Genomic DNA, 22,055 nt, shown 5'->3' with positions numbered 1-22,055 from the left:
GGGTTGATTTTTATATTCTACAATACAAGGAACAACATAGAAAGACTATTTATCTACCTCATAGATAGGCAGCAAAATATTATCAATAATATCCTCGCTGCCAGCTTCATTAAGCCTTCCATACAGTATAATTTCATTGATCATAAGCAGAAACGGTAAATTTAGAGCCTTTTCAGAAATCCTATCTACGGTAAGTGATATTTCCCCGCGCTGATTAGCCCTCGTAATAATAGCTTCCAAGGATGTACGGATATCATTGTCCTGATTCACGAAGTTGAATAAATTAAAATAGGTCGTATACGAAAACATATCCGAAATCACACCCCGCAGATCATCAGGTTTGATGATTTCAAAGATGGGATCTAGAACCCTAAATAGTGCCCTTAAATCCTCCTTTAATGAACCCTGATCGCTAATACTCCCTTCTAATGCTGGTGCCTGTCGTCCTATAACAGCCTGAATCAGGTAGCATTTTTGGGGCCAGCGGCGATAAATTGCATTTTTATTGGTTTTTGCGGCCTGGGCTACGTCGTCCATGGTCAGCTTGCTATATCCCATTTGATTCAGCAACCGCCAGGCCTCATCTAAAATTGCATGTTCAAGGGCAGCACCCCGGCGCCGGCTTCCGCTCCCGCTTTCAGTCATCTTACAACCTCCCTTTAGATGCACATCATTACACCATCTTATCTTACCACAAACTTATTTGCATTTTGTCCGAATCAAGTATACTATAAACAAATAAGGTACTAAAGTACCTTAAATATAAAGATGAATGAAAAGGAGAGAAAGACATGACTAATCAAGAAAGAAAACAATCGGAAGGAAAGCTCGCAGGCCAGGCAGTGGCCGAAAACGAGTCGATTTTTCGCCACTCCGTCGGCATGGTCAACAAGTTCGTGTCGCATATGGATTTTCATTTCACCCGTACTTTGGCGAAGGAAGCTTATGGCGGTGTATCTACCGGGGAATGCTTCGAAGCTGCTTCACACATCGTGGACGGCGATTTCTCAACCTATGCACCAGCGTGGCAGCCGGTAGCTGAGCGGATGGAGGCCAAAGGCTGGGACTGCCTCAAGAAGGGGCACAAAGTGAGTGCGCGTGAAGCCTTCATGCGTGCGGCCGTATATTGGGGTTGCGTGGGAATGTACACAAGTGATTCAGACCCTCTTACTAGAGAATCGTGTATGCGGACACGTGCCCTGTGGAAAGAAGCTGGCAAGCTGTCCGATCCGATTATGGAGCCGGTGGATATCCCCTATGAGAACGGCAGGGTGATGAAAGGCTATTTCATCGCTGGAGGCGCCTCCGGTGAGAAGAGACCAACGCTGCTGGGGATGGGCGGCGGTGAGAACTATTTGGAAGAGATCTATTTCCAGTGTGCTGGAGCGGTCCGCCGCGGTTACAATCTTCTGATCTTTGAGGTTCCGGGCCAGAAAGCGGCGATATGGGAAAATCCAGACCTCTTCATCCGCATGGACGCAGAAGTCCCGGTTGGTTATGTGGTTGACTATGCGTTAACCCGTCCGGAAGTGGACCCAGACCGGATTGCCCTAATTGGACATAGCTTTGGCGGGTACTACGTCATGAGAGCAGCATGCTTCGAGAGGCGGATTGCTGCTTGTATTGCCAGTCCTGTAATTTGGTCCATGCAGCCTGAAATCCTGCAGATTCTAGGGTTCGATGCGAGTAAACCCTACCCCCGTGACATGGAATCCCAGATTGATCCGGCCAATACGACGGCGCAATTCGTCCTGGAAGGCGATTTCCGGGCAAGATGCGGGCATAAGAATACGACGATTGCGGAGTGGATGGATTACTTGGGGCAAGGCTCCTTGTTGGGCCTGGAAGAGCAAATCACCTGCCCTGTATTGAACATGATCGGCGAAGGGGAATTTGGTCCTGAACAGCTTGAGGAGGAACGGAAGCATTTTGCCATGCTGAAGAACCCTAAGAACAGATTCAATCTGACCATGGCTTATGAAGGCGGGGAACAGCATTGCACGGAGAATAATCTGCTGCTCAAGAACCAGCTTGAAATGGACTGGCTTGATGAAGTCTTAGGATATGCAGGACAGTAAATTCCAGCTTGAGAAGAGGGGCGAATATGCAGCAAATAGACATTCAGGATCATCCAATTAAAGAAATCAGGATTGCAGATAAAAAAGATCAGCTCGGGAATCCCGGACCTGCTTTAACCTTTATTTTCACTATGCTTACTATGGAGTTCTGGGGAATCTACGCCGGGATTTTTACCGGGCCTACGATCATGGCAGTTGGAATGGTGCAGATCGCTTGCTTTATTCCTTATCTGATAGGTGCAATACTGTACTATTGTAAAGGTGATTCCACCAACGGCAATGTGTTCCTGATCTTTGCTACCCTTTTCGGGGGAGTAGGAGGTCTTACCAATATAACAATTGGCGTCTCAGAAATTATGGGTTGGCCGATCTCTACGCAGATGACAGCACTTCCCTTCATCCTGGGTGGGATTTCCATCCTGCCTGTGGTATGGATTAATCGCGCAAGCGCGGATAAAGTGACGGTTATATGCTATATGGCGGCGGCTTGCTTTCTTACTTTTACCGGGTTAGTGAGCCTGAATATTCTAAACACCCATTGGAATTTGCTCCTCCAGTGGCTTGGGCTTATCGTCACTATCACCGGATTGTATAGCTGCATCAACGGCCTGCTGCTTGGCGGCAGAAGCAGGGGCATACCTGTAGGCAAGCCCTTTTTTAAATAAGAGTTGATTCGGTTTAAATTGAGTTGAATGGAAAAAGGCGCTGACTCCATGTTAGTGTCTTTTTCGTATGTTCCTAAGCTTCGCCATACTTCCGCCATGTTCCGGTTCCAGCTACTCTGCCATAATACGGTAATAGAACAGAGGACGGTTTCACACCAGCGCTTAAGGAGGAATTGGCATGTTTCATAAAACAGTGACGCTGCAGCCTTTTGCAGACATTTCGGGGTACACTGAAGGGTTCAAGATCGTCTCAGCTCAATTAGGTGGAGATGGCTGCGTATATGTCCTGCTGATTAACCAGATCCCGGAACGCAAACGCGGAATGTTCGTCCAATCGGCTCTGAATCAACCGCATACCTACAAGGTTCTGATGGTAGAAAGTCAAGATTATATCGATGAAATTGCATTTCCGGATCAGCAGTTCAATTATCATTATGTTCAGCCGCTTCGCAGACATTTGCTGCTGGTTGGAGCGCGCAGCTCGTATTATGGTGCAGGCAAATATGATCTGAATGCCAAGGTATGTGATTACACAGGACGCACTGTCCGTGAGTTCCTGCTTGGAGACGGAATTCAGAATGTTCAAGTGACCGAAAAGGGCACCATTTGGACCAGTTATTTTGACGAAGGTGTGTTCGGGAACAACGGGTGGGATCAGCCTGTCGGTGAACACGGCCTTGTGGCCTGGGATGAGCATGGCAACAAATTATACGAAGATCATGTATCTGATATTGCCGATTGTTACGCTTTGAATGTGGTTCGTGAAGAGCAGGTCTGGTTCTATTATTATACAGACTTTCTGCTCGGCTGCGTCTCAGGCGGAACCGGTCAGCCCAAGGTCACGTTTATGAATCCTGAGATTTCCGGTTCGGCCGGGTTCTGCACGGATGGTTATCACTTCTTGTTCGATGGCGGTTACGGCAAACACGGAGAATATGTTATCAAGAAGCTTGAACAATCAAGCTTGACCAAAGGACATAAGATACAGTTCCTTAATGAAAAATCGGAGCCGCTTGAACTGATGTCGCAAGATTTCCGGGAAGACCGCGTGTTGTTCTGTGCAGATCATAAGTTGTATCAGGTATCGGTTAGTGAATTGCTCTGATGATGCGGGGTGCGGGGAAGTGACACGTACCCCATATTATGGTAGGGTTATTGCATTACGCGGAAATTGAGGGTGGCATACATAATGAAGGTTAAGATTTTATTTATTTTATTGACAGTTTCATTAACAGTAAATGTAGTGATATTTTATGGATTATCGAAGTTTGATTTAGTTGAGAAAGGAAGTTCAACTTCGAGTATCACTAAGTCAGCTTCAACTTCTATTGATATGCCTAACACAAGTAGTACTGGAATAAGTAGAAATGGAACAAGTAGGACAGAAGATTCATTGACAATAATAGATCAAGATATAATAGCAGCAACAGTAAAATCGGGTTACGGATATATCTATAGCTTGACTGATGATCAAATTATGAAGGCGATCAATGAAGGCAAAAGAGATCCTGGCTATATCGGTGAAGAGTTCAAATTGCCTGTATTGTCATCGGCCAATAGCGATAGTGCATTTGAATACATGGGCGTATTTATTGATACACCTTACAGATATGTGGCCATATATTCAAGCGATCTATACGAGAACTATGGTAGGATCTCATCTATAAATGAAGTGTATAAATTTATCGGCTATGATCATATTTCATTCTCTGCTTACTTGTTCGATGGATGGGCTCAGAGGTTAGCCATGGAATTGAAACAGGAGGGTGAAATCATACAGCCCTATAAGACCGAAGATAATGAGAATGGAGATATCAAGAGTATCAATTTTGATGTAAATGATATAGATTTTCGGGAACCCGCTTATTTGAAAATATATGAAAAAAGTAATCCTGAAAAGTATGCCGAGTATAAGATCGCTTTCGAGGATTATGTAAAATAATATCCATGTAGAATGAGGTGAGTGATATAACGATGCTGCCAGTTATAATATTTATCTTAGTGTTTGTACCTGCCATTATCATCATGGTGAGTATGCCTTATTTATCAAAAGAGACGATTAGTTTCGGAGTCACCGTCAGCACTGAACAATTCCACAGTGAGCCATTGCGCCAGATGCGGAGGTCATATGGCAGGATTAGTACAACCTTACATATCATTCTATTCACTATCGGCATCCTATGCCTAATCTACAGCGATGAACATACGAAGCAAATAAGCTGGATCATTATCTTGTGTTCACTCGTCATGCTCGTAATCTCTCTGGTTATTAACATTAGCTATCATACGAAAATGAAAAGCGTACTGCCTACGCTGCCTTCTGCTCCCGAATCACTGGTCATGGAGATGGAACCTGGATTACGTAAAGGGAATGTTGGCCTGCCTAGTCATTGGTTTCTCATTCATGCTGTTATTATTGTGGTTAGTATTCTAACAGTGCTGCGCAACTACGATCTGATTCCTGACCAGCTTCCGGTCCATTTCGACGGCAGCTTTACCGTAGACCGCTATGCAGATAAATCTTATAGTATTGTGTTTATACCTACAATCATGCAGGTGTTAGGAACCCTTCTGTTCATATTTGAGTATTGGAGTATCCGCAGAGGGAAGAAGCAGCTTAGAGAAGACGAAACTTACCGCCGTGCCTGGTCGGATTTTATGATTACAGCAAGCTTCTTGTTCGTTATCCTCTTATCTGTCGTGCAGCTAAATATGATGTCTCTGCTTAACATTAATTTTGTTGCCCCCGTTGTCCTAAGCATCATTGCCTTTACCATCCTATACGCCTGCACCTTAACGTACTGGGCGGGTCAGCGCGACAGCCGCTAGACATGAGCAGATGGCCTACGCGCTGGATCAGCCACACCTCAAACTCTAAATGCCGCTGATCCAACGCGCTACAACGTAACGAAGCTGCTTCTACCTATAGCGTAAACGTTATTTCCTCATAGTGGAGTCTTCAAACCGCATCCCGCTTTTTCACCGGCACCCATACTTCAACTTCGGCATCCATCGGGTTGCCATTGGTCAGTACCTCCGCAATCGGATGTCCGGTATACTCATACTCATATTCATCGTTCAGGATACCACCGAATGCCTCATCCTCCAGCCGGTCAAATGCGAGACGCGACAACCCGCCCTGACCCGACAACACCAAATACTCTCCTCCCGGAAAAAGTACTTCACCCGCCGCCTCTGGCTGGGGTCTGGGCGACTGAACGCCTGCAACATACAGGATCTTCCCATCCTCCCGGGCAATCGCGGCGAAGCCGTAGGGACTCTCAGACAGGGGACGCAGGGCGGCCATGGAGCCGTTCTCCAGCGTGCTTTTGAAAAAAGCCGTTTTGAGCGGAGAATACGCCGGATTGTGCATCGCCCCACCTTCACTTAGAGTGGTCTTGTACCCGATGATGCGGAATGCTGCCTTCGTTTCAATTCTGGTCGAAATCATGACAATGTACCTCCTATATTGTGGGATTGGTGTATTCCAAGCAAGCATAATCTACCAACTGTGACAGCTGTATGGCATACTTGATTTGAGGTGGTCATCATGAAAATGGATCGCTTGATTGCGCTCATTATGATCCTGCTGGAGCATGAGCAGATAAGTGCGCGCGAGTTAGCGGAGCGGCTCGAAGTCAGCAGACGAACGATTTACCGCGATATTGATACGCTAAATAGGGCCGGCCTGCCGATCTATACGCTGATGGGGGCGTGGGGCGGTGTCGGCTTGATGAAGTCCTACAAAGTCGGCAAAACCGTATTCACCCCGCAGGAAATCCAGAACCTGATGAATGGGTTGCACAGCTACAAGCAGCTTTTTGGAAGACGGGAAATGGTGTATGCAGCGGAGAAGTTGAATTCTCTCTACCCGGACAAGGCAGAGAACAGGCCGATTGCGCCGTTCGTCATGGATCTGTCCTTGAATCAAGGGAATGAGTCGCTGCGCAGCCTGTTCGGGATGATCGAGACGGCGATGAATGAGCACGCTGTGCTGGCTTTTGCGTATACGGATGCGCTGGGGCAGATCAGTGAACGGCGTGTGGAGCCGTATCAGGTGGTTTTCAAGGAGAGTAGCTGGTACTTGCAAGCCTATTGTCTGGTCAAGCAGGACTACAGGGTCTTCAAGCTGGCCAGAATGAGCGGTCTTCAAGTAACGGAGGAACAGTTCGCTCCAAAAGCGTTCATCCCTCTCCCCATGGACGGAGGAGATTGGCTAAGTCAGGACTGGGTGGAGGTTACCATCCGGCTGGACCGCTCCGTCATGGATCGCGTGATCGAACGGTTCGGCGCCGACCATATCCTGCGGGTGGATGAACACCACTGCTGGGCCAAGTATCCCATTATTGCGAATGACTATGGCTACGACCGGCTGCTTGCTTTTGGAGATAAATGTGAAGTGCTTGGGCCACCCGAGATCCGCAGCGGGTTCAAGGAATATATGCAGGGGATTATGAGGAAGTATGAGGGGGATTAACGGGGAGATTGGTAAGAGTGGCGGGATGGATGAGCTTTTGGCAAATGAAGGAGAAATTAAGTTAACTGGAGGATTCGTATAATGGGGGACACCGTAGTGGCAGAAAAGAAAATTGGAGCAAGCGATTATCTGGCTTTGGCGTTGTATGCGTTTGCAGGATTTGGTCTGGAAGTGCTATTGTCGATGGTATTGCCTTCAATCTTAGGAGTTAAAAGCTCCGAATATACGTTGCTGCATCAATGTATACACTGGGGAATTACCTGCTTGTTGTGGGGAAGCATGGCGGTATTCCTGATCAGGCTCTCCAAGCGAAAATACGATTTTGACATGATGCAGTTAAATGCAGAGCCAGATGCCAAGGGATGGTTGTTTGCGGTAGTGGTATCTGTAATCGCTATTGCAGCGACAACTATTGTATGGGAGGGCTTCAAGCCGGTTCAGGAGTACAAGGATGCGGTGAGGTTCGTTTTTCAGAATATCTATTACTTGTTCGAAGCTGCGCTGATCCTGCTGACGATTGCTTTTGGACAGAAATTCGGTGAAACGCTATTCAAACGGGGCGGCCTGCCCTATGGAGGGATATTCCTCGCACTCACTTGGGGGCTGATTCACATTCTGCTCCAGGGCGGGGCGACGGGCGTTTATGCGTTCTTCATGTCCATTTTATATGGAACGATATACATAATGTTGAAAAAGAATGTGCGGTATTCGTATTTGGTGATTGCGGTTGTGTTTGTTTTGTGAGGCAGAATGGGGAGAGGCTGAGATGAATGAAATGAAATATTCGATTTGGATTGAAGCTGAAGAATGGGCCGAAGGGGAATGGAACATCGTTGATGGTAACACGGATGCTATAGTAACCTTTGAAGACAGTTCACGGTGGGTGGCTTCATTTTTTACATATCAGAACATTCAGACACTGGCTGACAAGAATAAACAAACGGGAGAGTGCTTGCACGGGAAGTATTTTCGGGGAAGTGACATGGTGCTCGTGGACGAGTGCAGCCGTAAGCGGATTGAAGAGGTGATTGCACATTTTATCATGAGTGGTGAGTTTGAAGTGATGTTTAGTAAGTGTGAAGAGGGGCGTGTAGATCAGATTTTATAGTTGGGAGGAACTCAGATGGCATCAGAGCATTCCCACTTCAGCTTTGCTGACTGTATGGGTATTCAATTAAAAGCGGAAGTAGAGAGGCAGTTAATTGAGGATTTGAAGTGGTATGGACACATCCAGGATAAGTATAGATTTGATTGGTCTGATTGTTGTATAGAAGGACATCGAACCAAGTACTTAGATGGTGCAGTAGAAAATTTCTCTAATATCATGGTTTTTGATGCTAATGATGAATTAGTTGCTGATGGGTGGATGGAGTTTATACACGAGGATGTTCTATTTATTGCTTACTGGGAGTTCCTTAGTGAGTATCTAGCGGGTAAGGAAAAAGTATTGAAAAAAGATAGTGGATTACCAATGCATATTTATAATCAGTTGCCTGATCCTATCAAATTGAAATATAACAATGAGCTGATGTTATGATATTTGAGTTTCGAAGAAAGGAGAGGGGACAGCATCACTGATGATGGAAGAAGAAGACTAGAGCAGTTACTTAAGGACAACAAATTAAAGCAAGCGAAGCTACAACTCACGCGTGACTTGAAAAAGTACCACAACATTGACCTACCAGAAAAGGACTTCGTTGATTATCAACGGTCTGAGGAAGTCCGCAGAAAAGTGTATGAGTGTATTAAGGCGGATGATATCAAAATTGTGAAATTTCCTTATGATCAAGAAGTGCTTAAGTTGAAGATTGATTTTATATTTGATTATTTTATCGAATGCGAGAGTACAACAGTGCTATTTTACCCTTCTACTTTTACGTGTGGTTTGAATTTAAGGACTGGCGACCAACTATATTTGAACTTTCCACTGGCTATAGCAGCTCCACTACGGGATTGTAAAGAAGTAATTATGAAGTTAATGTCTGAAATGCACAATGACTTGATTGTCGTATCGGAGGAATTGGGTTTTGGATTTGTTCTGAGCGAAGATGAATATTCAGATGTGACGGTAGAGTATTGGGAGGATTCCTAGAAAAGGACTATCTCATTCTGAAAAAGTACCACAAAAGTCAATCATAAAGTGATACTAGGTTGTGAAAAACTATTTTATGAGGAGTAGTCGCATGCTTACAGATCTTATTCACAGACTTGGCCTTACATTGCCTGTTGCATTAGTTGAGGAGTTGGAGCTGCACAAGGAGAAACAAAAGGATCAAAACTACTTTTTGAGATTAATGGAAGCTGACGAAATTGTCGAATTAGTTGATTATTTGTCCAAAATAGAGGCTTATCGGGATATGATTCCTTTGTGGAGTGACGATCATTCAAACTATATTGGCTTGTACGTACAAGGCGCATGCAAATACAGGATATGTTATATCGATCATGAGGAAACGGATGTATCTCCGGCCTTTAGAAGTATACGTTCATTTATAACGAAAATCGAAGAATATCCTGATCTGGATTGGCATGATTTGAATAAAGACTATCCAGCAGAATTTGAAGTTAGTCAAACTGAAATGAATGAAGACCTCGCTTGTATTGACGAGTTGAATCGAATGATAAGCTCTGACCAACTTATAAGCGATGATATTCGCTGTCAGTATATTTTTTCGATTATGGCATTAACGCCAAAAGGAAATCTTAATTCCATCATAAAATATCTAGACGATGAAGATATGTTTGTTCAAGAAAGAGCATGTGAGATTATTGGATTTCATACTTATATACCAGCTAAGGAAAAGCTGGTGAAGATCTCCAAAAACGGAATGCATAATGGGAAAATAGCAGCCAAAAGAGCATTAGAAAGGATAAGGGAAGACCGAAAAAATGAAATGTAAAAGCTCTGAATTGCTCGTAAATCGACTCGAACTACTAGGAAATAGAGTACACAAAAGTGAATTTATATATAAATGAGATAAGAACTAGAACATGCTGCCATCACTATCGTTCCTGAGATATCAATTTGAGGATAGCGTAATAAATTTGCACAGGGGCACCAGACCTCCGGTTATTTAGCCCGATTGGAACAGCTTTCTGCAAGCTACGATGCTTATCTGGAATTCGCCCATAGCTTGGCTGCTATTCCAATGCGGGACAATTGGCCTTACTATGAGCCGGACGATTTGCAGGAGATATGGCGGGAATGCGATCCGGACAAACCTCTCGGGCAGATCGGAGTCTTGAATTTGAAGGACAGCTCCAAGCGTGTAGAGACAGGCTTCCTCGCTTCAGTCTGTGGTTCAATGCTGGGCAAACCGATTGAGGTCAATCCCACTTTGTCGGAGTTACGTCAAGCGTTAACCGCTGTAGGGGAATGGCCGTTGAATGATTATATTTCTGAAAAAGCTCTCCATGCGTTGGATCGTCGCCATTGATCCTGGTTCGAGACGGCGCGGGGGCGGATTCGCTATGTGGCACCTGACGATGATATCAACTACACCTTAATGGGCATGATGGCGTTAGAGCAATTCGGTAAGGGTTTTACGAAAAGAAACCTAAGAGATTTATGGATCAATCATCTTCCGATCAGTACAACCTGGGGACCGGAGAGGGCCATCCTGGTTCGGTCGGGGATTAGCTATTTGGAGCATGACCGGGAATTATTCAATCACTCTGAAATAGAGGCTTGGCCTGACTTCCTGGTGCAAGATACCGAACTATGCGGGGCGGCAATTCGTGCAGATGCTTACGGCTATGCCTGCCCTGGTCAACCTGCTCTTGCGGCCGAGCTGGCTTGGCGTGATGCCAGTTTTACACATCGCCGGACGGGAATCTATGCCACGATGTTCACAGCCGCTGCAATTGCTGCCGCCCACGTGCTGCGTGATCCGCTTGAAATAATAAGGACCGCACTTCAATTTGTCCCTAGAAGAAGCCGATTCTATGAGATTACTGCGGATTGCCTACAGATCGTAGCGGATGCAGATAACTGGCTGGAAGCTTATCAGTGCATTCATCAGAAGTACGCGAATCATTCCCACTGTCAGGTGTATCAGGAAATCGGAACCTTGATCAATACATTTCGATTTGCTGACAATGCCGGAGACGGAATATGCAAACAGGTCATGCAAGGCAACGATACCGACAGCTTCGGAGCAACAGCAGGCTCGCTGCTCGGGGTGTATTTCGGCCCGGACAGCTTGGAACCGAGATGGCTAGAACCTTTCCAGGACCGGATTCATACAGGCTTATCTTATTTTCATGAGCAACAACTCTCCCGCTTGGCTGAGCGCGTAGGGCGTTTGCCAGAGCTATTGCATACTGGTCAGCATCGCATTCAACCTAGCGAGCTGTATGTATGAAAGAGGTGAGTAACATAGCGAATCTAAGAAATGAAATAGCAGAAGCCATTGGAATAACATCTCCTAATCCCATAACTAATATCGAATATAGAATACTGGATTCAACGAAGGAAGATGGATATACAAGGCAATTAATTGAATATAATTCTTACGGAGACAAAGTTATTGCCTATCTTTTGCTTCCAGAAGTACTTGATAAAAACCCAGCGATTCTCATCCATCACCAGCATAATAGGGAGCATCATTTTGGAAAGAGCGAAGTGTGTGGATTAGCAGGGAATCCGTTGCAGGCTTTCGGATCTGAATTGGTTAAAAAGGGATTTGTTGTGTTAGCGCCTGACTCCATATGCTTTGAGGACAGACGTAAAAATGCGCACGGAATTGAACCTCTCTCAGGCGACAGGGACTTTTGGCAACATTATAATGAAATGTGCTACCGTATAATACAAGGCGATTGTTTGATGAAAAAAGTGATAGATGACGCTATGAATAGTATAACATTGCTTTCTAGTTTCTCTTTTGTTGACAATGAGTGTATTGGCACACTTGGACATTCATATGGAGGTAATACTGTTCTATTTCTATCTGCGTTAGACGAACGAATAGCTTTTAGCTGTGCAAGTGGCAGTGCGTGTACTTATGCAAATCGAATCAGTAATAATATTGGGATCGAGATGGCGAGTGTAATTCCGAACTTCCATAGTAAATACGATATATATGATTTAGTATCTTGTATTGCACCAAGACGACTGCTTATTGTATCTGCGGATGATGATAAATATTCAAGAGATGCTGTATATATTGTTGAAAAATCGAGTCCAGCCTATCTAGAACAGAAAGCTCTACATAACCTGCAACATATGAGATTTCAAGGCAGTCATGGGTTAACCGAAGAAAGATTCAATTATATTATTGGCTGGCTTAACTCAAATGGGGAACATTGTTAATCGCGTAATTTATATTCCCGCCATACGTTTTCATAGTCTTGGCTTTTTATGAAATAACGGTCTTCGAAGTCAATGCTTTTGTAGATTTTAAGACCAAGTTGAATTCCGTCTTCCTTATCAGTTACGTTTCCCGTATCAACTAGAGTGGTCTCATCCATCTTGTCATAAGTAGTTGTATAAAAATTTATTTCCATCAATTGTGAGCCAAGTCACGGGATCGCTATTAGACAAATTATTGCTGCTTGTAGCTTTGGTATTTGAACATCCTAATAAAAGAAAGCAAACAGATATAATAAACAGAAGTTTTTTCATTTAATTAAGTCCTCCGGAGTTCTTCGTAAGCGCTATAAACATAGTTTATGGCGCTTACGAAGATTAGTTTAACTTTTGGAGTAAGGTTTCTTTTGGTTCGTTCGGTTAAGTAAATAGTCAGTACTCGTCATATGAAAGTCTGCCAGCTTGATAAGAATCGCCGTGGGGATATCGACATCACCACGTTCATAATTACTATAGATTCGCTGGCTGCATTGCAGATACTCCGCCATTTGAGTTTGCGTCAAATCCTTATCTTCGCGTAAATCCCGGATACGTTGATACATATCGAATACCTCTGAGCCCCCAAATTTCATTATGCCTGTTTTTACAAGCACAAAAGCCAATTAAAGACTCTGCATAAAGACCAGTTGAAATCATTAAGGGGAATATGGGCAGAGTAACAATGGATTGACTACCCTGGGAAATGTGCAGCTTTACTGCCTGAGTCCGTGCCGTTTCCTTAAATCCGATTTAGAACAATATCCCAATTACAGGCATACTAGCGAAGCTTACAAGTGCAACGCTTTTGACGTTTCTTAGCTGGTAATTCGCCGTATGAAAATTCGTTTATGAAGTAAGTGCCAACGAGGAGGCCGCCGCCATAACTAAGAAACTGTGACCGTGTGGACGACCAGAAAGCACTTGCATAACTTTAACCAAGATGGCCCAGAATATCAATTACCCACCAGTGTAATTCTCTGGTGGGAGATTATATTAATAAAGTAGTATCAATTAAGTTGTAAAATTAGCTGAATTTCTGTGTTTCAATAATTGACTTAATTAGTTTTACAAGAACATCTTGTATGTCTGCTAACTCTATATCGTTAGCGTCAATCAATACATTTTTTCCTTGCATTGACGGATGCTCTAATATCCGCCTTGCTTCATCCGACATTTCACTGTCTCTTAGCAAATATTCAAAAACTGTTTCAACAAAAAGAATCAATTTTGAGATGTATAAACCCCAAAAACGAGAATAATATATTAAGCCATTGTCGGTTGTAAAAAAAATATCTGGCTTATCTTCCTCTTCTTTGTCCAAAGCATCTGTAGTCATAACTTTAAATAATAAGTTTTCTTTATCCCCGAAAACTAAACAGGTTGCACCATCATGTATTATAAAGTCTCTCTCTATTCTAAGCTGTTGAAACCACTTCATATTTAAGAGTTTGCTTTTTTCTCCAATATTCGCTGCCACGTACTTCAATAAAAAGTTGTATTTTGTATGAGACTTTTTAAGCTGATTATAATCATTATTTTGAGTATCATTAAATTTAGGAGGTATACAGATCTCCAGAATTTGTTGAACATATTCTAATATTACACGATATTTTGCAAATAAATACTCAATAAAGCATCCTAGCTCATCAGTTGGTTGAGTATTCATACTAGAACAGTATGAGAAAACATATTCATTTTTTTGGTAGGCTGAATAAGTTCTATCAATGCTATTCATAATCACAAGAATTTTTGTATAATCTTGTCTGATTGCTTTTAATTTATAATCCAACCTTTTGTAGTCGCCTTCGGATAATCCATTGAAAAAAGACGCTTGTACACGTTTCGTACAGTTATGAAAAGCATAATCGGTTTTCAAAATTGTATATGCTTTTTTGATAATCTCCATGTTTTCCATACTTAACTCCTCATCAATTCAGGTATATTAATTTTTTAAAAATTATTGAAGGTGAATGTTAAATACCACTTATTGCTAAGTTGTTAGTTTTATAATATACCATAATTCACCAATGGACAACGAAAAAAGAGTTGGTTTTAATGGTTCGTGCTACCCTCTATGCATGACTTTTCAGAACGTGAATCACCAGATAGGATACATTGGTACTCAAATGGGAACGACTCCGAGTAGCTGGAAACCGGGCGTATTCACCCTCATACGGAAGCTTTGCATGCTGGTTGATTTGAACGATTGTCGGACTGGTACTTACCTTTGTCGTGTGCTATGAGCTAATACAAATGCTTATTGATTGGAACAACCTAGACGATATTGAGACTTGGATTTTCTTTGAGTGAATTTTTAAAACATTTGTCGCGGTACTTCCCACCAATTTGTGTGAACTATCCCGAGACAACATCTTACCCAATTTATCCGAACGAGGGGACGCCTGGTGACAACTATAAAGCAATAGATTAGCGTACGAAAAATTGCCCTAACCGTTGCAACAGGCTCACAATTCAATGGATTAGTAATCATGGAGAGACGAAACTTCTGCTAAGTCGCACGTTGACGGTAATCCGATTCTTCTATTTGCGGGGTATCCGTAGTTTTGGTCTTAATCAACCTGTCATTAATGAGATGTTCGCGTAAATCAATTAATTAATGAAACTTCTGCTGGTGTTTTAGCAGGAGTTTTTTGTTTTGAAGTATAAGAACAAAATTCGTCATATTCTACCAATTCATAGTATAATATGACTATATTGAAAGGACTATTGCAATCAAATTAATATAATATCAAATGGATTGGTAGGTGGATACATGAGCATTTTTGACACAATTCCCGAAAAGTTTTTCTCTGTGCTTGCATCAGGAAACAAAGAAATTTATGTTGATGCGCTCTTACTGCTGAATCAGATGTTCAAGTATGAACTTAATATACGGGTAGACGATTATATCTCGTCTTTGATAGCTCAAATTGAGGATAAGTCCTTTATGCTCGAAGAAGATGATGAAGTAACCGAAGTCAGCTTAACATCTAATGTTAAGGCGCGTTTGATATTGAACCGCCTGGTTAAAACGGGATGGATAGATAAGGAGTTTTTAGATGGATCATTTATTGAAATTATTACTCCACGTGATTATGCCATTAAAGTAATGAAGCTCTTGAGTGAACTAAGTGATCAGACCCTTCACGAGTATAACTCCCTCGTATTCGCGACTTATTCTGGTCTCAAGCAAGCTAAAAATGAACATCAAGGGCAAATGTATGAGGCAGTCTTGTCCGCAAAGACAAACACGGAGCAACTTACTTACGAGCTAAAAAGGCTTTATCATGGAATTCGTAGTTATTTGCGGAGAATACAGGAGCAGAGCGAAGTGAATGTGCTGCTGAAAAACCATTTTGAAGAATACAAAAGGATGTCCGACAGTATTTACCATCCGATCAAAACAATGGATTCTATTCATCGTTATATGGCACCAATTCAGGAGATATTGTCAGATATTCTTGCGGATGAAGAACTCATGGATGGAATGCGATCAAGAGCCATGACGATCCGAAAATATGAGAATGATGATGAGGCGGGGCAGGAGATCATATCTGCAATTGATTATGTTTTGGATGTATACCAGTCAATTGGAGTAATTGTGAATGAAATTGATAGAAAGCACAGCACATACACAAAAAGCTCTATTGAAAAGATCCAATATCTGATGACTGCAGACCAAAGTATCAAGGGAAAACTGGTTGAGCTGTTGAAAGAATACTCAAAATCCTCAGATACTAAGCGCACTGTAATCGTTGAAATGCTTGAAAAGAATATAAGAGTCAATCGACAAGAATTTATTGATGGAAAATCTCTCTATCACAAAAATGTACGTAGTAGGCGTGTCTACTCTGAACCGCTGGAAATCACAGATGATAATACGTTTTCTAAAGCGGCTATGACTGGAATGCTACATCAAATTAAAAATGGATACCCCGTGGCAAGAATTCGAACATATGTAAACAGTCTTTTTAAAGAAAATGAATCTTCTATTAATAGTGAGACAATATCGATTAATAACGATGAGGACTTTATACTTCTGATACTGGCTATGGTTCGCGCTAATGAACGAGGCATGAATTACAAGGTGCAAATGAACAATGGTCGACTTGATAGAAATGGTTACATGATTCCTAATATGACGTTCAGCAAAAGAGAGGTGGGGCACAATGTGGAATGAGAAGTACATAGGACTTACTACTTATGAGAAAGGCGAGTTCAAACGTTTGGCGAATTACCTATTATCTCATACATATATGGTGCGTTATGAATATCAGTCTTCACAGCAGATGACCTTGCCAAACTACGACTACCAGGTAGCTTCACGTCTATTTGGAATTTTGCAAGATTATTTTACGGTCACTGGCTGGAGGCTTGAAAAAGATGATAATTATGGGATCATGTCCTTAATAAATATATTTGACCATAATCGCCTGAGGATTGATCGATTCACTACATTGTTTTTATATACTTGCCGTCTCATATACGAAGAAGAGCGAGAACAAGTAAGTAGCTTCCATACGGTTAAAACAGATACTCAAGCAGTTGTTGAAAAAATGCGAATGCTTGGTCTTCTTGATAAGGGGAAAACAACACAAAAAGAACGTATTGAGGCTCAAAGAACGCTTGCGCATCATAATATTATTCAAAAAATGGAATCTTCTGCATGGAACAATGAAGGTAATCAAATTCTCATTCTCCCATCCATCTTATCTATTATTTCCAATCAAGGCATCAACGATATGATAACAGAATTAGATGAGCTTGGAGTAGATGACGATACTAGCACAACTGGAGAATAGGAGGAATAGAAATGAAACGGATGACAAAACTCTTACTGATTCATTGGCACTACTTTGTCCATGAAGTTATTGAGTTAGATAAAGTGAATTTTCTGACAGGGAAAAATGCCTCAGGGAAGTCGACGGTTATGGATGCTCTGCAGTTGTTACTGCTTGCCGATACTAGTGGTAGCTTCTTCAACAAAGCTGCCAGTGGACGTGGTAATCGAACCTTAAATGGATATTTACGTGGTGAATTAGGTGACGATGAGGATTCAGGTTTTAAATATCTACGTAATGGACGTTTTACAAGCTATATCGCTTTAGAGTTCTTTGATGAGGAAAAGAAAAAATATTTTACCGCAGGGTGTTGCTTTGATACTTATTCGGAAAACGATATGCAAAAATTATTTTTTCGATTTGACGGAGCCATGCCGTCAAATGAGTTCGTTATTAATAGGAAGCCGATGGATATTACAACTTTGAGGGCACATATCAAGGAACACTATGCGATAGGACGTAGTTATACTACCGATGTAAATCGGGATTTCAGGCAGGATTTATATGGGAAACTTGGAGGCTTGCGTGATCGCTTCGGCCAATTATTGAGGAAAGCTGTTTCGTTTAATCCCGATGTTGACATACAAAAATTTATCTCAGAATTCGTCTGTGATACGCAACAAATAGTTGATGTCAGCCGTATGCAGGAAAATATTAGAAGCTATAAAAGCCTGGAGCAAGAGGCTGATGTCCTTAAGGATCGAATCACTTTGCTTGAACATATTGTTACGGATCATCAAACCTTTGAAACCCACAGACAAAATGAAATTCTATATTCCTATCTGATTGACCGCGCGCAAGTAGATATCAAATTGACTACTAGTGCAGGCGAGAAAGAAAAAGTAACCGCTTATTCCGCCCAGCTAACTGTATTGAAGGATACGGTAGCTAAGGAAACTGAGCGACAGAGCAAACTGCAGGGTGAACGTAATATCATGCAAGCCAACCTGCTCAGTAACAAGGAAGCGCAAGTTCTAGAGAATCTTCAATCTCAAATCTCAGAGAAAGAGCAACTAATATCTACGCTTCATGGGGATTTCGGTAGGACTTCTACATTACTTTCAAGAAGCATTGCTTCATGGAGGATGAACATTAACGGGTTCATTCAGAAAATTCAAGGGACAGATACTAGCTTTCTCGATCCGATATTGACGACTCGTGTTCATGACCTTGTTTACGAAGGACAACAGTTTTATGCCAAACTTGAAATACTCGGAAATAGTGATGCAGCAGCCATTTTAACAGTTGGGGAGAAAGGGCTCATTCACTATGCAGCCAGAGCGGATGCTATACGTATGCAGTGCAACGGCCTTGTTTCACGATTCTCTGAAGAACAACAGAAGGTTGCAGATAATCGTAAAGGATTACAGACGGAGCAGCAGTCCCTTGAAAATGGTATCTACCGCTTTCCACAGGATGTACTTGATCTCAAGGAAGCTGTTATAGGGCGTTTGCATACCCAAACTGGTTCATCAGTTAAGGTAGTAGTAGTGTCAGAAGCAGCTGAACTTAGGAATAAACGCTGGCGTAATGTTATTGAAGGATATCTTAATACACAAAAATTCTATCTAATTGTTCCCCCGGAGCACTTTGACACTGCACTTCGTGTTTATGATGATATTAAGAGACAACGAAACATCTATAACACTGGTATTGTGGATATTGAAAAACTTCAGAGAATAGATCCCATAGCAGAACCTGGAAGCCTTGCTGAAGAACTTGAAACAGATGATCCCAATGTGCGCTTATTTTTAGATTTTACACTTGGTCGTGTGAAAAAATGTGACCGCGTCAGTGATTTACGACGGCATCGAACAGCGATTACAGACGATGGAATGTTATACCAGAATTTTGTTGTAAGAGCGATGAATCCAGATAGATGGGCTAAACCTGCCATTGGCCAAGGTGCGATTCAGCAACGCTTGGAAGATGTAAAAAGAGAGATTAAAGAGTTAACTGATAAAATAGCTGTTTGTGCATCAGTAAAGATTGCCTTTCAATCGGGAAATGCTCTAATGATTTTAAGCGAATCGGACGCCAAACAAACTGTTACGGCAGCGGTAAATGTTGGACAGATTCCAGATATAGAACAAGAAGTCATTTTACTGAATAAAAGTATAGAGTCTATTGATAAAAGTGCAGTTGAAGCAATGCAGGAAAGCATCGATTCATTGGATCAACAACTAGGGGTTCTTTATAAACAGATTGACGTATATAAGCACGAATTCAGCACCTTCGAAGAACGCTTGCGTGTATGCATAGAGGAAACAATTCCAAGACTTTCTAAAGAGCTGGAAACGATGGAGTTAGAACTTTCTAGAAAATACGAAGCAGAATGGCTCCTGAGCACAGGAAATACAAGATATCACCGGGAGCTCTTAAGTAGAGGTAATGCAGTTGATATTGAACGGGCTTTTCCGAGAGAACTTAGCCGCTCCGTAAACGCTAAAAACGCTTTGTGGGACGGGTTGCGAACATTGCGCCGCCAATATAATGATAAGTATATAATGGGGTATGATATTAACGTCGTGAGTAATGACGCTTACGATAATGCGTGGATTGAGCTCAGCGATATTAAACTTCCGGAATATTTGACTCGTATCGCCGATGCCCGAAGTAAAGCTTTTGAGCAGTTTCAGGAGGATTTTTTAAGCCGTCTACAATATAACATTAAGGATGCAAGGCGGCAGATTGATGGACTAAACAGTGCATTAAGCGGAAGTTCTTTTGGCGAGGATACATATCGTTTTCTGATTATTCCAAAACAGGAATATAAAAGATATTATGATATGATTGTAGATCCAATGCTTCTGGAAGGCGGGTATAATCTTTTGTCTGATCAGTTTAATGCAAAATACAAGGATGAGATTGCAGAACTGTTTGCAATTATTACGAATGAAGGAACCGGTTCGAAAGCGCAGGAACGCGATGATTATGAAAAACGAGTACAAGCTTTTACGGATTATCGTACTTACCTTTCTTTCGATTTAGAGGTCATTAACCGCGAGGGGGAATCACAAAGACTCTCTAAAACACTTGGGAAAAAATCTGGTGGAGAAACTCAGACGCCATTTTATATTGCAGTATTAGCATCGTTTGCGCAATTGTATCGCATTGGCCGGGACAAGACAGCTAATACATCTCGTATCATCCTGTTTGATGAAGCATTTTCCAAGATGGATGGCGAGCGAATTGTGCGTAGTGTTGAATTGTTACGTGAGTTTAACTTTCAAGTGGTACTTTCAGCACCACCTGATAAAATTGGGGATATTGCCACTCTTGTAGATAGGAATTTATGCGTGTTACGTGTAGGAAAGCAGGCATGCGTGCGTAGTTTCGACCCTAGGAAGTTGGAGGAGCTTGAATATGAGTGAAGGATTTAAGCGCCAATTAGTTTCAGCCTTACTTGATAAATATGAGCGAAGCAGTTTTTTTTACACGGAAAAACGTCCGACACGTCGAATTATGCTGAAATTATATGATGGAGGGCAAACAGAGTTCCCACAGTATGATATAGAGCAATATGAAAAGCGCAGTATGATAAATTTTGCAGTACAGGCCTTGTATGAGGCGAAGCTCTTATCATATCGATGGATGAAGGGTGAAGAAAGTCACATCATAGCAGAGGTATGGCTGAATTTTGAGAATATCTCCTCTGCGTACTCCTTGATTGGGCGGCAACCAAAGGGCGATGTGGTGGATGAGGTTTGTTTAGAACTGTTGAATTCAATAGATAAAGTTCGTAGCGGATGGGCAAAACAGTTTTTGAGCGATGCATATGACATCATTTCTAGAAAACGCTCTATTGGAAATAGATTACCAGAAGATAGAAGCGAGCGTAGTGATCTCCTTCGTGCAATATGTTTTATTGATCAAATGGGTGAGTTAGAAATGCTTGAGCGTGTATTTTCGCTTCAATGTTTCGGAGATTCAAAAAGATTCGAGAAGGCGATAAGAGCACGGCTGCTGGGCATATTGTCCAAATATCTAGATTATGAAGATGATAATACTGATGAGGGGATTCTTAGACAAGTTGGTATTACGAAGTATCCAGAACAATTGGAGTTTTGTGGGCAAGTAACCATGTCATTTGATAGCGGAACCATTGACTTTTCACATTTGATTTTTGGGGGCGTTGTGAACTCGAAAGATTTCCAACGAGGTCAGTTAAGATTATCTCCAACAATAGAACGTGTGATCTCAATAGAAAATAGGGCAAACTATATTGAGTATATCTATAAGCAAAAAAATGACCATGAATTAGTTGTGTTCCACGGAGGGCAATTTAGCCCTGCTAAGCGGAAATTTTTAATGGCTGTTGCTGCATCCATACCTACGAATAGCCATTGGTATCATTGGGGAGATATCGACTTTGGTGGATTTTCTATGCTGGCAAGACTAAGACGGGAAATTAAGAACGATGTTATTCCGTACCGCATGGATAAATCGGAATTGATAAGATATTCTTTGTTAACAGCATCAGTACAGCCGAAATATATTGAAAAGCTATGTAGCTTGAAGCGGCATAACGAGCTTGTCGATTGTTTATCCTGCATTGACCATATGATAGAAAATCGTGTCAAACTGGAACAGGAAGCTATGTTGACCGATTTCATATAGTCAATTGAACTCTTGATTTTGAGATAA

Annotated in this window: 24 protein-coding genes; 19 read left to right on the top strand and 5 right to left on the bottom strand. The window is 42.1% G+C overall.

Going from position 1 to position 22,055, the window contains the following annotated elements:
- Positions 1-45: 45 nt before the first annotated feature.
- Positions 46-645: a TetR/AcrR family transcriptional regulator gene (locus tag MKX63_RS31600; RefSeq protein ID WP_341022807.1), complete on the bottom strand. Its 600-nt coding sequence runs from the start codon at positions 643-645 to the stop codon at positions 46-48.
- A 146-nt stretch (positions 646-791) separates the two neighbouring features.
- Here MKX63_RS31600 and MKX63_RS31595 point away from each other — a divergent pair, with 146 nt between their 5' ends.
- From MKX63_RS31595 to MKX63_RS31575, 5 genes are all read left to right on the top strand, one after another.
- Positions 792-2,078, top strand: coding sequence for an alpha/beta hydrolase family protein (locus MKX63_RS31595; protein ID WP_341022804.1), 1,287 nt, complete (start codon positions 792-794; stop codon positions 2,076-2,078).
- 26 nt (positions 2,079-2,104) lie between these two features.
- On the top strand, positions 2,105-2,743 hold the full coding sequence (locus tag MKX63_RS31590) for a hypothetical protein (RefSeq protein WP_341022803.1): 639 nt from the start codon (positions 2,105-2,107) through the stop codon (positions 2,741-2,743).
- Positions 2,744-2,921: 178 nt separating this feature from the next.
- Entirely contained in the window at positions 2,922-3,848 is a 927-nt protein-coding gene (locus MKX63_RS31585; RefSeq protein ID WP_341022802.1) for a hypothetical protein, read from the top strand.
- An 84-nt stretch (positions 3,849-3,932) separates the two neighbouring features.
- Positions 3,933-4,685, top strand: a complete 753-nt coding sequence (locus MKX63_RS31580) for a hypothetical protein (RefSeq protein WP_341022800.1) — start codon at positions 3,933-3,935, stop codon at positions 4,683-4,685.
- 350 nt (positions 4,686-5,035) lie between these two features.
- Positions 5,036-5,572, top strand: a complete 537-nt coding sequence (locus MKX63_RS31575) for a DUF1648 domain-containing protein (RefSeq protein ID WP_341022798.1) — start codon at positions 5,036-5,038, stop codon at positions 5,570-5,572.
- A 130-nt stretch (positions 5,573-5,702) separates the two neighbouring features.
- Here MKX63_RS31575 and MKX63_RS31570 read toward each other — a convergent pair whose 3' ends face one another.
- Positions 5,703-6,194 (bottom strand): GyrI-like domain-containing protein, encoded by a 492-nt coding sequence (locus MKX63_RS31570; protein WP_341022795.1) that lies wholly within the window; start codon positions 6,192-6,194, stop codon positions 5,703-5,705.
- A 99-nt stretch (positions 6,195-6,293) separates the two neighbouring features.
- Between MKX63_RS31570 and MKX63_RS31565 the strand changes: the two genes are divergently transcribed.
- The 9 genes from MKX63_RS31565 (at position 6,294) to MKX63_RS31525 (ending at position 12,531) form a co-directional block, all read left to right on the top strand.
- Positions 6,294-7,220 carry a helix-turn-helix transcriptional regulator gene (locus MKX63_RS31565; protein WP_341022794.1) on the top strand — a complete coding sequence of 309 codons (927 nt, stop codon included), beginning with the start codon at positions 6,294-6,296 and terminating at the stop codon, positions 7,218-7,220.
- Positions 7,221-7,316: 96 nt separating this feature from the next.
- Positions 7,317-7,964, top strand: coding sequence for a hypothetical protein (locus MKX63_RS31560; protein ID WP_341022791.1), 648 nt, complete (start codon positions 7,317-7,319; stop codon positions 7,962-7,964).
- Between the two features lie 22 nt (positions 7,965-7,986).
- Positions 7,987-8,328 (top strand): hypothetical protein, encoded by a 342-nt coding sequence (locus MKX63_RS31555; protein WP_341022787.1) that lies wholly within the window; start codon positions 7,987-7,989, stop codon positions 8,326-8,328.
- A 15-nt stretch (positions 8,329-8,343) separates the two neighbouring features.
- Complete coding sequence (locus MKX63_RS31550; RefSeq protein WP_341022785.1) at positions 8,344-8,757, top strand: hypothetical protein; 414 nt, start codon at positions 8,344-8,346, stop codon at positions 8,755-8,757.
- Positions 8,758-8,760: 3 nt separating this feature from the next.
- Positions 8,761-9,312 carry a hypothetical protein gene (locus MKX63_RS31545; RefSeq protein WP_341022783.1) on the top strand — a complete coding sequence of 184 codons (552 nt, stop codon included), beginning with the start codon at positions 8,761-8,763 and terminating at the stop codon, positions 9,310-9,312.
- Positions 9,313-9,403: 91 nt separating this feature from the next.
- Positions 9,404-10,120, top strand: coding sequence for a HEAT repeat domain-containing protein (locus tag MKX63_RS31540; RefSeq protein WP_341022782.1), 717 nt, complete (start codon positions 9,404-9,406; stop codon positions 10,118-10,120).
- Positions 10,121-10,303: 183 nt separating this feature from the next.
- Entirely contained in the window at positions 10,304-10,657 is a 354-nt protein-coding gene (locus MKX63_RS31535) for a hypothetical protein (protein WP_341022781.1), read from the top strand.
- 36 nt (positions 10,658-10,693) lie between these two features.
- Complete coding sequence (locus MKX63_RS31530) at positions 10,694-11,584, top strand: ADP-ribosylglycohydrolase family protein (RefSeq protein WP_341022779.1); 891 nt, start codon at positions 10,694-10,696, stop codon at positions 11,582-11,584.
- On the top strand, positions 11,581-12,531 hold the full coding sequence (locus MKX63_RS31525; protein ID WP_341022776.1) for an alpha/beta hydrolase family protein: 951 nt from the start codon (positions 11,581-11,583) through the stop codon (positions 12,529-12,531). Before MKX63_RS31530 ends, MKX63_RS31525 begins: the two co-directional genes overlap by 4 nt.
- Here MKX63_RS31525 and MKX63_RS31520 read toward each other — a convergent pair.
- The 3 genes from MKX63_RS31520 to MKX63_RS31510 form a co-directional block, all read right to left on the bottom strand.
- Positions 12,528-12,689 (bottom strand): hypothetical protein, encoded by a 162-nt coding sequence (locus MKX63_RS31520; protein ID WP_341022774.1) that lies wholly within the window; start codon positions 12,687-12,689, stop codon positions 12,528-12,530. The genes MKX63_RS31525 and MKX63_RS31520 overlap by 4 nt on opposite strands.
- 222 nt (positions 12,690-12,911) lie before the next feature.
- On the bottom strand, positions 12,912-13,181 hold the full coding sequence (locus MKX63_RS31515) for a helix-turn-helix domain-containing protein (protein WP_341023383.1): 270 nt from the start codon (positions 13,179-13,181) through the stop codon (positions 12,912-12,914).
- A 410-nt stretch (positions 13,182-13,591) separates the two neighbouring features.
- On the bottom strand, positions 13,592-14,482 hold the full coding sequence (locus MKX63_RS31510; RefSeq protein ID WP_341022773.1) for a hypothetical protein: 891 nt from the start codon (positions 14,480-14,482) through the stop codon (positions 13,592-13,594).
- A 290-nt stretch (positions 14,483-14,772) separates the two neighbouring features.
- Here MKX63_RS31510 and MKX63_RS32630 point away from each other — a divergent pair, with 290 nt between their 5' ends.
- From MKX63_RS32630 to MKX63_RS31490, 5 genes are all read left to right on the top strand, one after another.
- Entirely contained in the window at positions 14,773-14,877 is a 105-nt protein-coding gene (locus MKX63_RS32630) for a hypothetical protein (RefSeq protein ID WP_445323573.1), read from the top strand.
- 463 nt (positions 14,878-15,340) lie between these two features.
- Positions 15,341-16,747 carry a Wadjet anti-phage system protein JetA family protein gene (locus MKX63_RS31505; protein ID WP_341022771.1) on the top strand — a complete coding sequence of 469 codons (1,407 nt, stop codon included), beginning with the start codon at positions 15,341-15,343 and terminating at the stop codon, positions 16,745-16,747.
- Entirely contained in the window at positions 16,737-17,369 is a 633-nt protein-coding gene (locus MKX63_RS31500; RefSeq protein WP_341022769.1) for a DUF4194 domain-containing protein, read from the top strand. The genes MKX63_RS31505 and MKX63_RS31500 overlap by 11 nt, the downstream gene beginning before the upstream one ends.
- Before the next feature lie 11 nt (positions 17,370-17,380).
- Positions 17,381-20,782, top strand: a complete 3,402-nt coding sequence (locus MKX63_RS31495; protein WP_341022768.1) for an ATP-binding protein — start codon at positions 17,381-17,383, stop codon at positions 20,780-20,782.
- Positions 20,775-22,028: a Wadjet anti-phage system protein JetD domain-containing protein gene (locus tag MKX63_RS31490; RefSeq protein WP_341022766.1), complete on the top strand. Its 1,254-nt coding sequence runs from the start codon at positions 20,775-20,777 to the stop codon at positions 22,026-22,028. Before MKX63_RS31495 ends, MKX63_RS31490 begins: the two co-directional genes overlap by 8 nt.
- Positions 22,029-22,055: the final 27 nt, after the last annotated feature.

Origin of the sequence: Paenibacillus sp. FSL R7-0179 (genome assembly GCF_038002265.1) — a bacterium.
Classification (GTDB): domain Bacteria; phylum Bacillota; class Bacilli; order Paenibacillales; family Paenibacillaceae; genus Paenibacillus_AQ.
Note: the sequence above shows the minus strand (reverse complement) of the source record. Positions and strands in the feature narration are given on the sequence as shown.

What these genes read in the sequence shown, in the direction of transcription:
- MKX63_RS31505 (WP_341022771.1), top strand. Translation starts at nt 15,341, where the DNA reads ATGAGCATTTTTGACACAATTCCCGAAAAGTTTTTCTCTGTGCTTGCA.
- MKX63_RS31555 (WP_341022787.1), top strand. Translation starts at nt 7,987, where the DNA reads ATGAATGAAATGAAATATTCGATTTGGATTGAAGCTGAAGAATGGGCC.
- MKX63_RS31500 (WP_341022769.1), top strand. Translation starts at nt 16,737, where the DNA reads ATGTGGAATGAGAAGTACATAGGACTTACTACTTATGAGAAAGGCGAG.
- MKX63_RS31590 (WP_341022803.1), top strand. Translation starts at nt 2,105, where the DNA reads ATGCAGCAAATAGACATTCAGGATCATCCAATTAAAGAAATCAGGATT.
- MKX63_RS31575 (WP_341022798.1), top strand. Translation starts at nt 5,036, where the DNA reads ATGAAAAGCGTACTGCCTACGCTGCCTTCTGCTCCCGAATCACTGGTC.
- MKX63_RS31490 (WP_341022766.1), top strand. Translation starts at nt 20,775, where the DNA reads ATGAGTGAAGGATTTAAGCGCCAATTAGTTTCAGCCTTACTTGATAAA.
- MKX63_RS31585 (WP_341022802.1), top strand. Translation starts at nt 2,922, where the DNA reads ATGTTTCATAAAACAGTGACGCTGCAGCCTTTTGCAGACATTTCGGGG.
- MKX63_RS31580 (WP_341022800.1), top strand. Translation starts at nt 3,933, where the DNA reads ATGAAGGTTAAGATTTTATTTATTTTATTGACAGTTTCATTAACAGTA.
- MKX63_RS31565 (WP_341022794.1), top strand. Translation starts at nt 6,294, where the DNA reads ATGAAAATGGATCGCTTGATTGCGCTCATTATGATCCTGCTGGAGCAT.
- MKX63_RS31540 (WP_341022782.1), top strand. Translation starts at nt 9,404, where the DNA reads ATGCTTACAGATCTTATTCACAGACTTGGCCTTACATTGCCTGTTGCA.
- MKX63_RS31595 (WP_341022804.1), top strand. Translation starts at nt 792, where the DNA reads ATGACTAATCAAGAAAGAAAACAATCGGAAGGAAAGCTCGCAGGCCAG.
- MKX63_RS31550 (WP_341022785.1), top strand. Translation starts at nt 8,344, where the DNA reads ATGGCATCAGAGCATTCCCACTTCAGCTTTGCTGACTGTATGGGTATT.
- MKX63_RS31600 (WP_341022807.1), bottom strand. Translation starts at nt 645, where the DNA reads ATGACTGAAAGCGGGAGCGGAAGCCGGCGCCGGGGTGCTGCCCTTGAA.
- MKX63_RS31525 (WP_341022776.1), top strand. Translation starts at nt 11,581, where the DNA reads ATGAAAGAGGTGAGTAACATAGCGAATCTAAGAAATGAAATAGCAGAA.
- MKX63_RS31510 (WP_341022773.1), bottom strand. Translation starts at nt 14,482, where the DNA reads ATGGAAAACATGGAGATTATCAAAAAAGCATATACAATTTTGAAAACC.
- MKX63_RS31570 (WP_341022795.1), bottom strand. Translation starts at nt 6,194, where the DNA reads ATGATTTCGACCAGAATTGAAACGAAGGCAGCATTCCGCATCATCGGG.
- MKX63_RS31495 (WP_341022768.1), top strand. Translation starts at nt 17,381, where the DNA reads ATGAAACGGATGACAAAACTCTTACTGATTCATTGGCACTACTTTGTC.
- MKX63_RS31520 (WP_341022774.1), bottom strand. Translation starts at nt 12,689, where the DNA reads ATGGATGAGACCACTCTAGTTGATACGGGAAACGTAACTGATAAGGAA.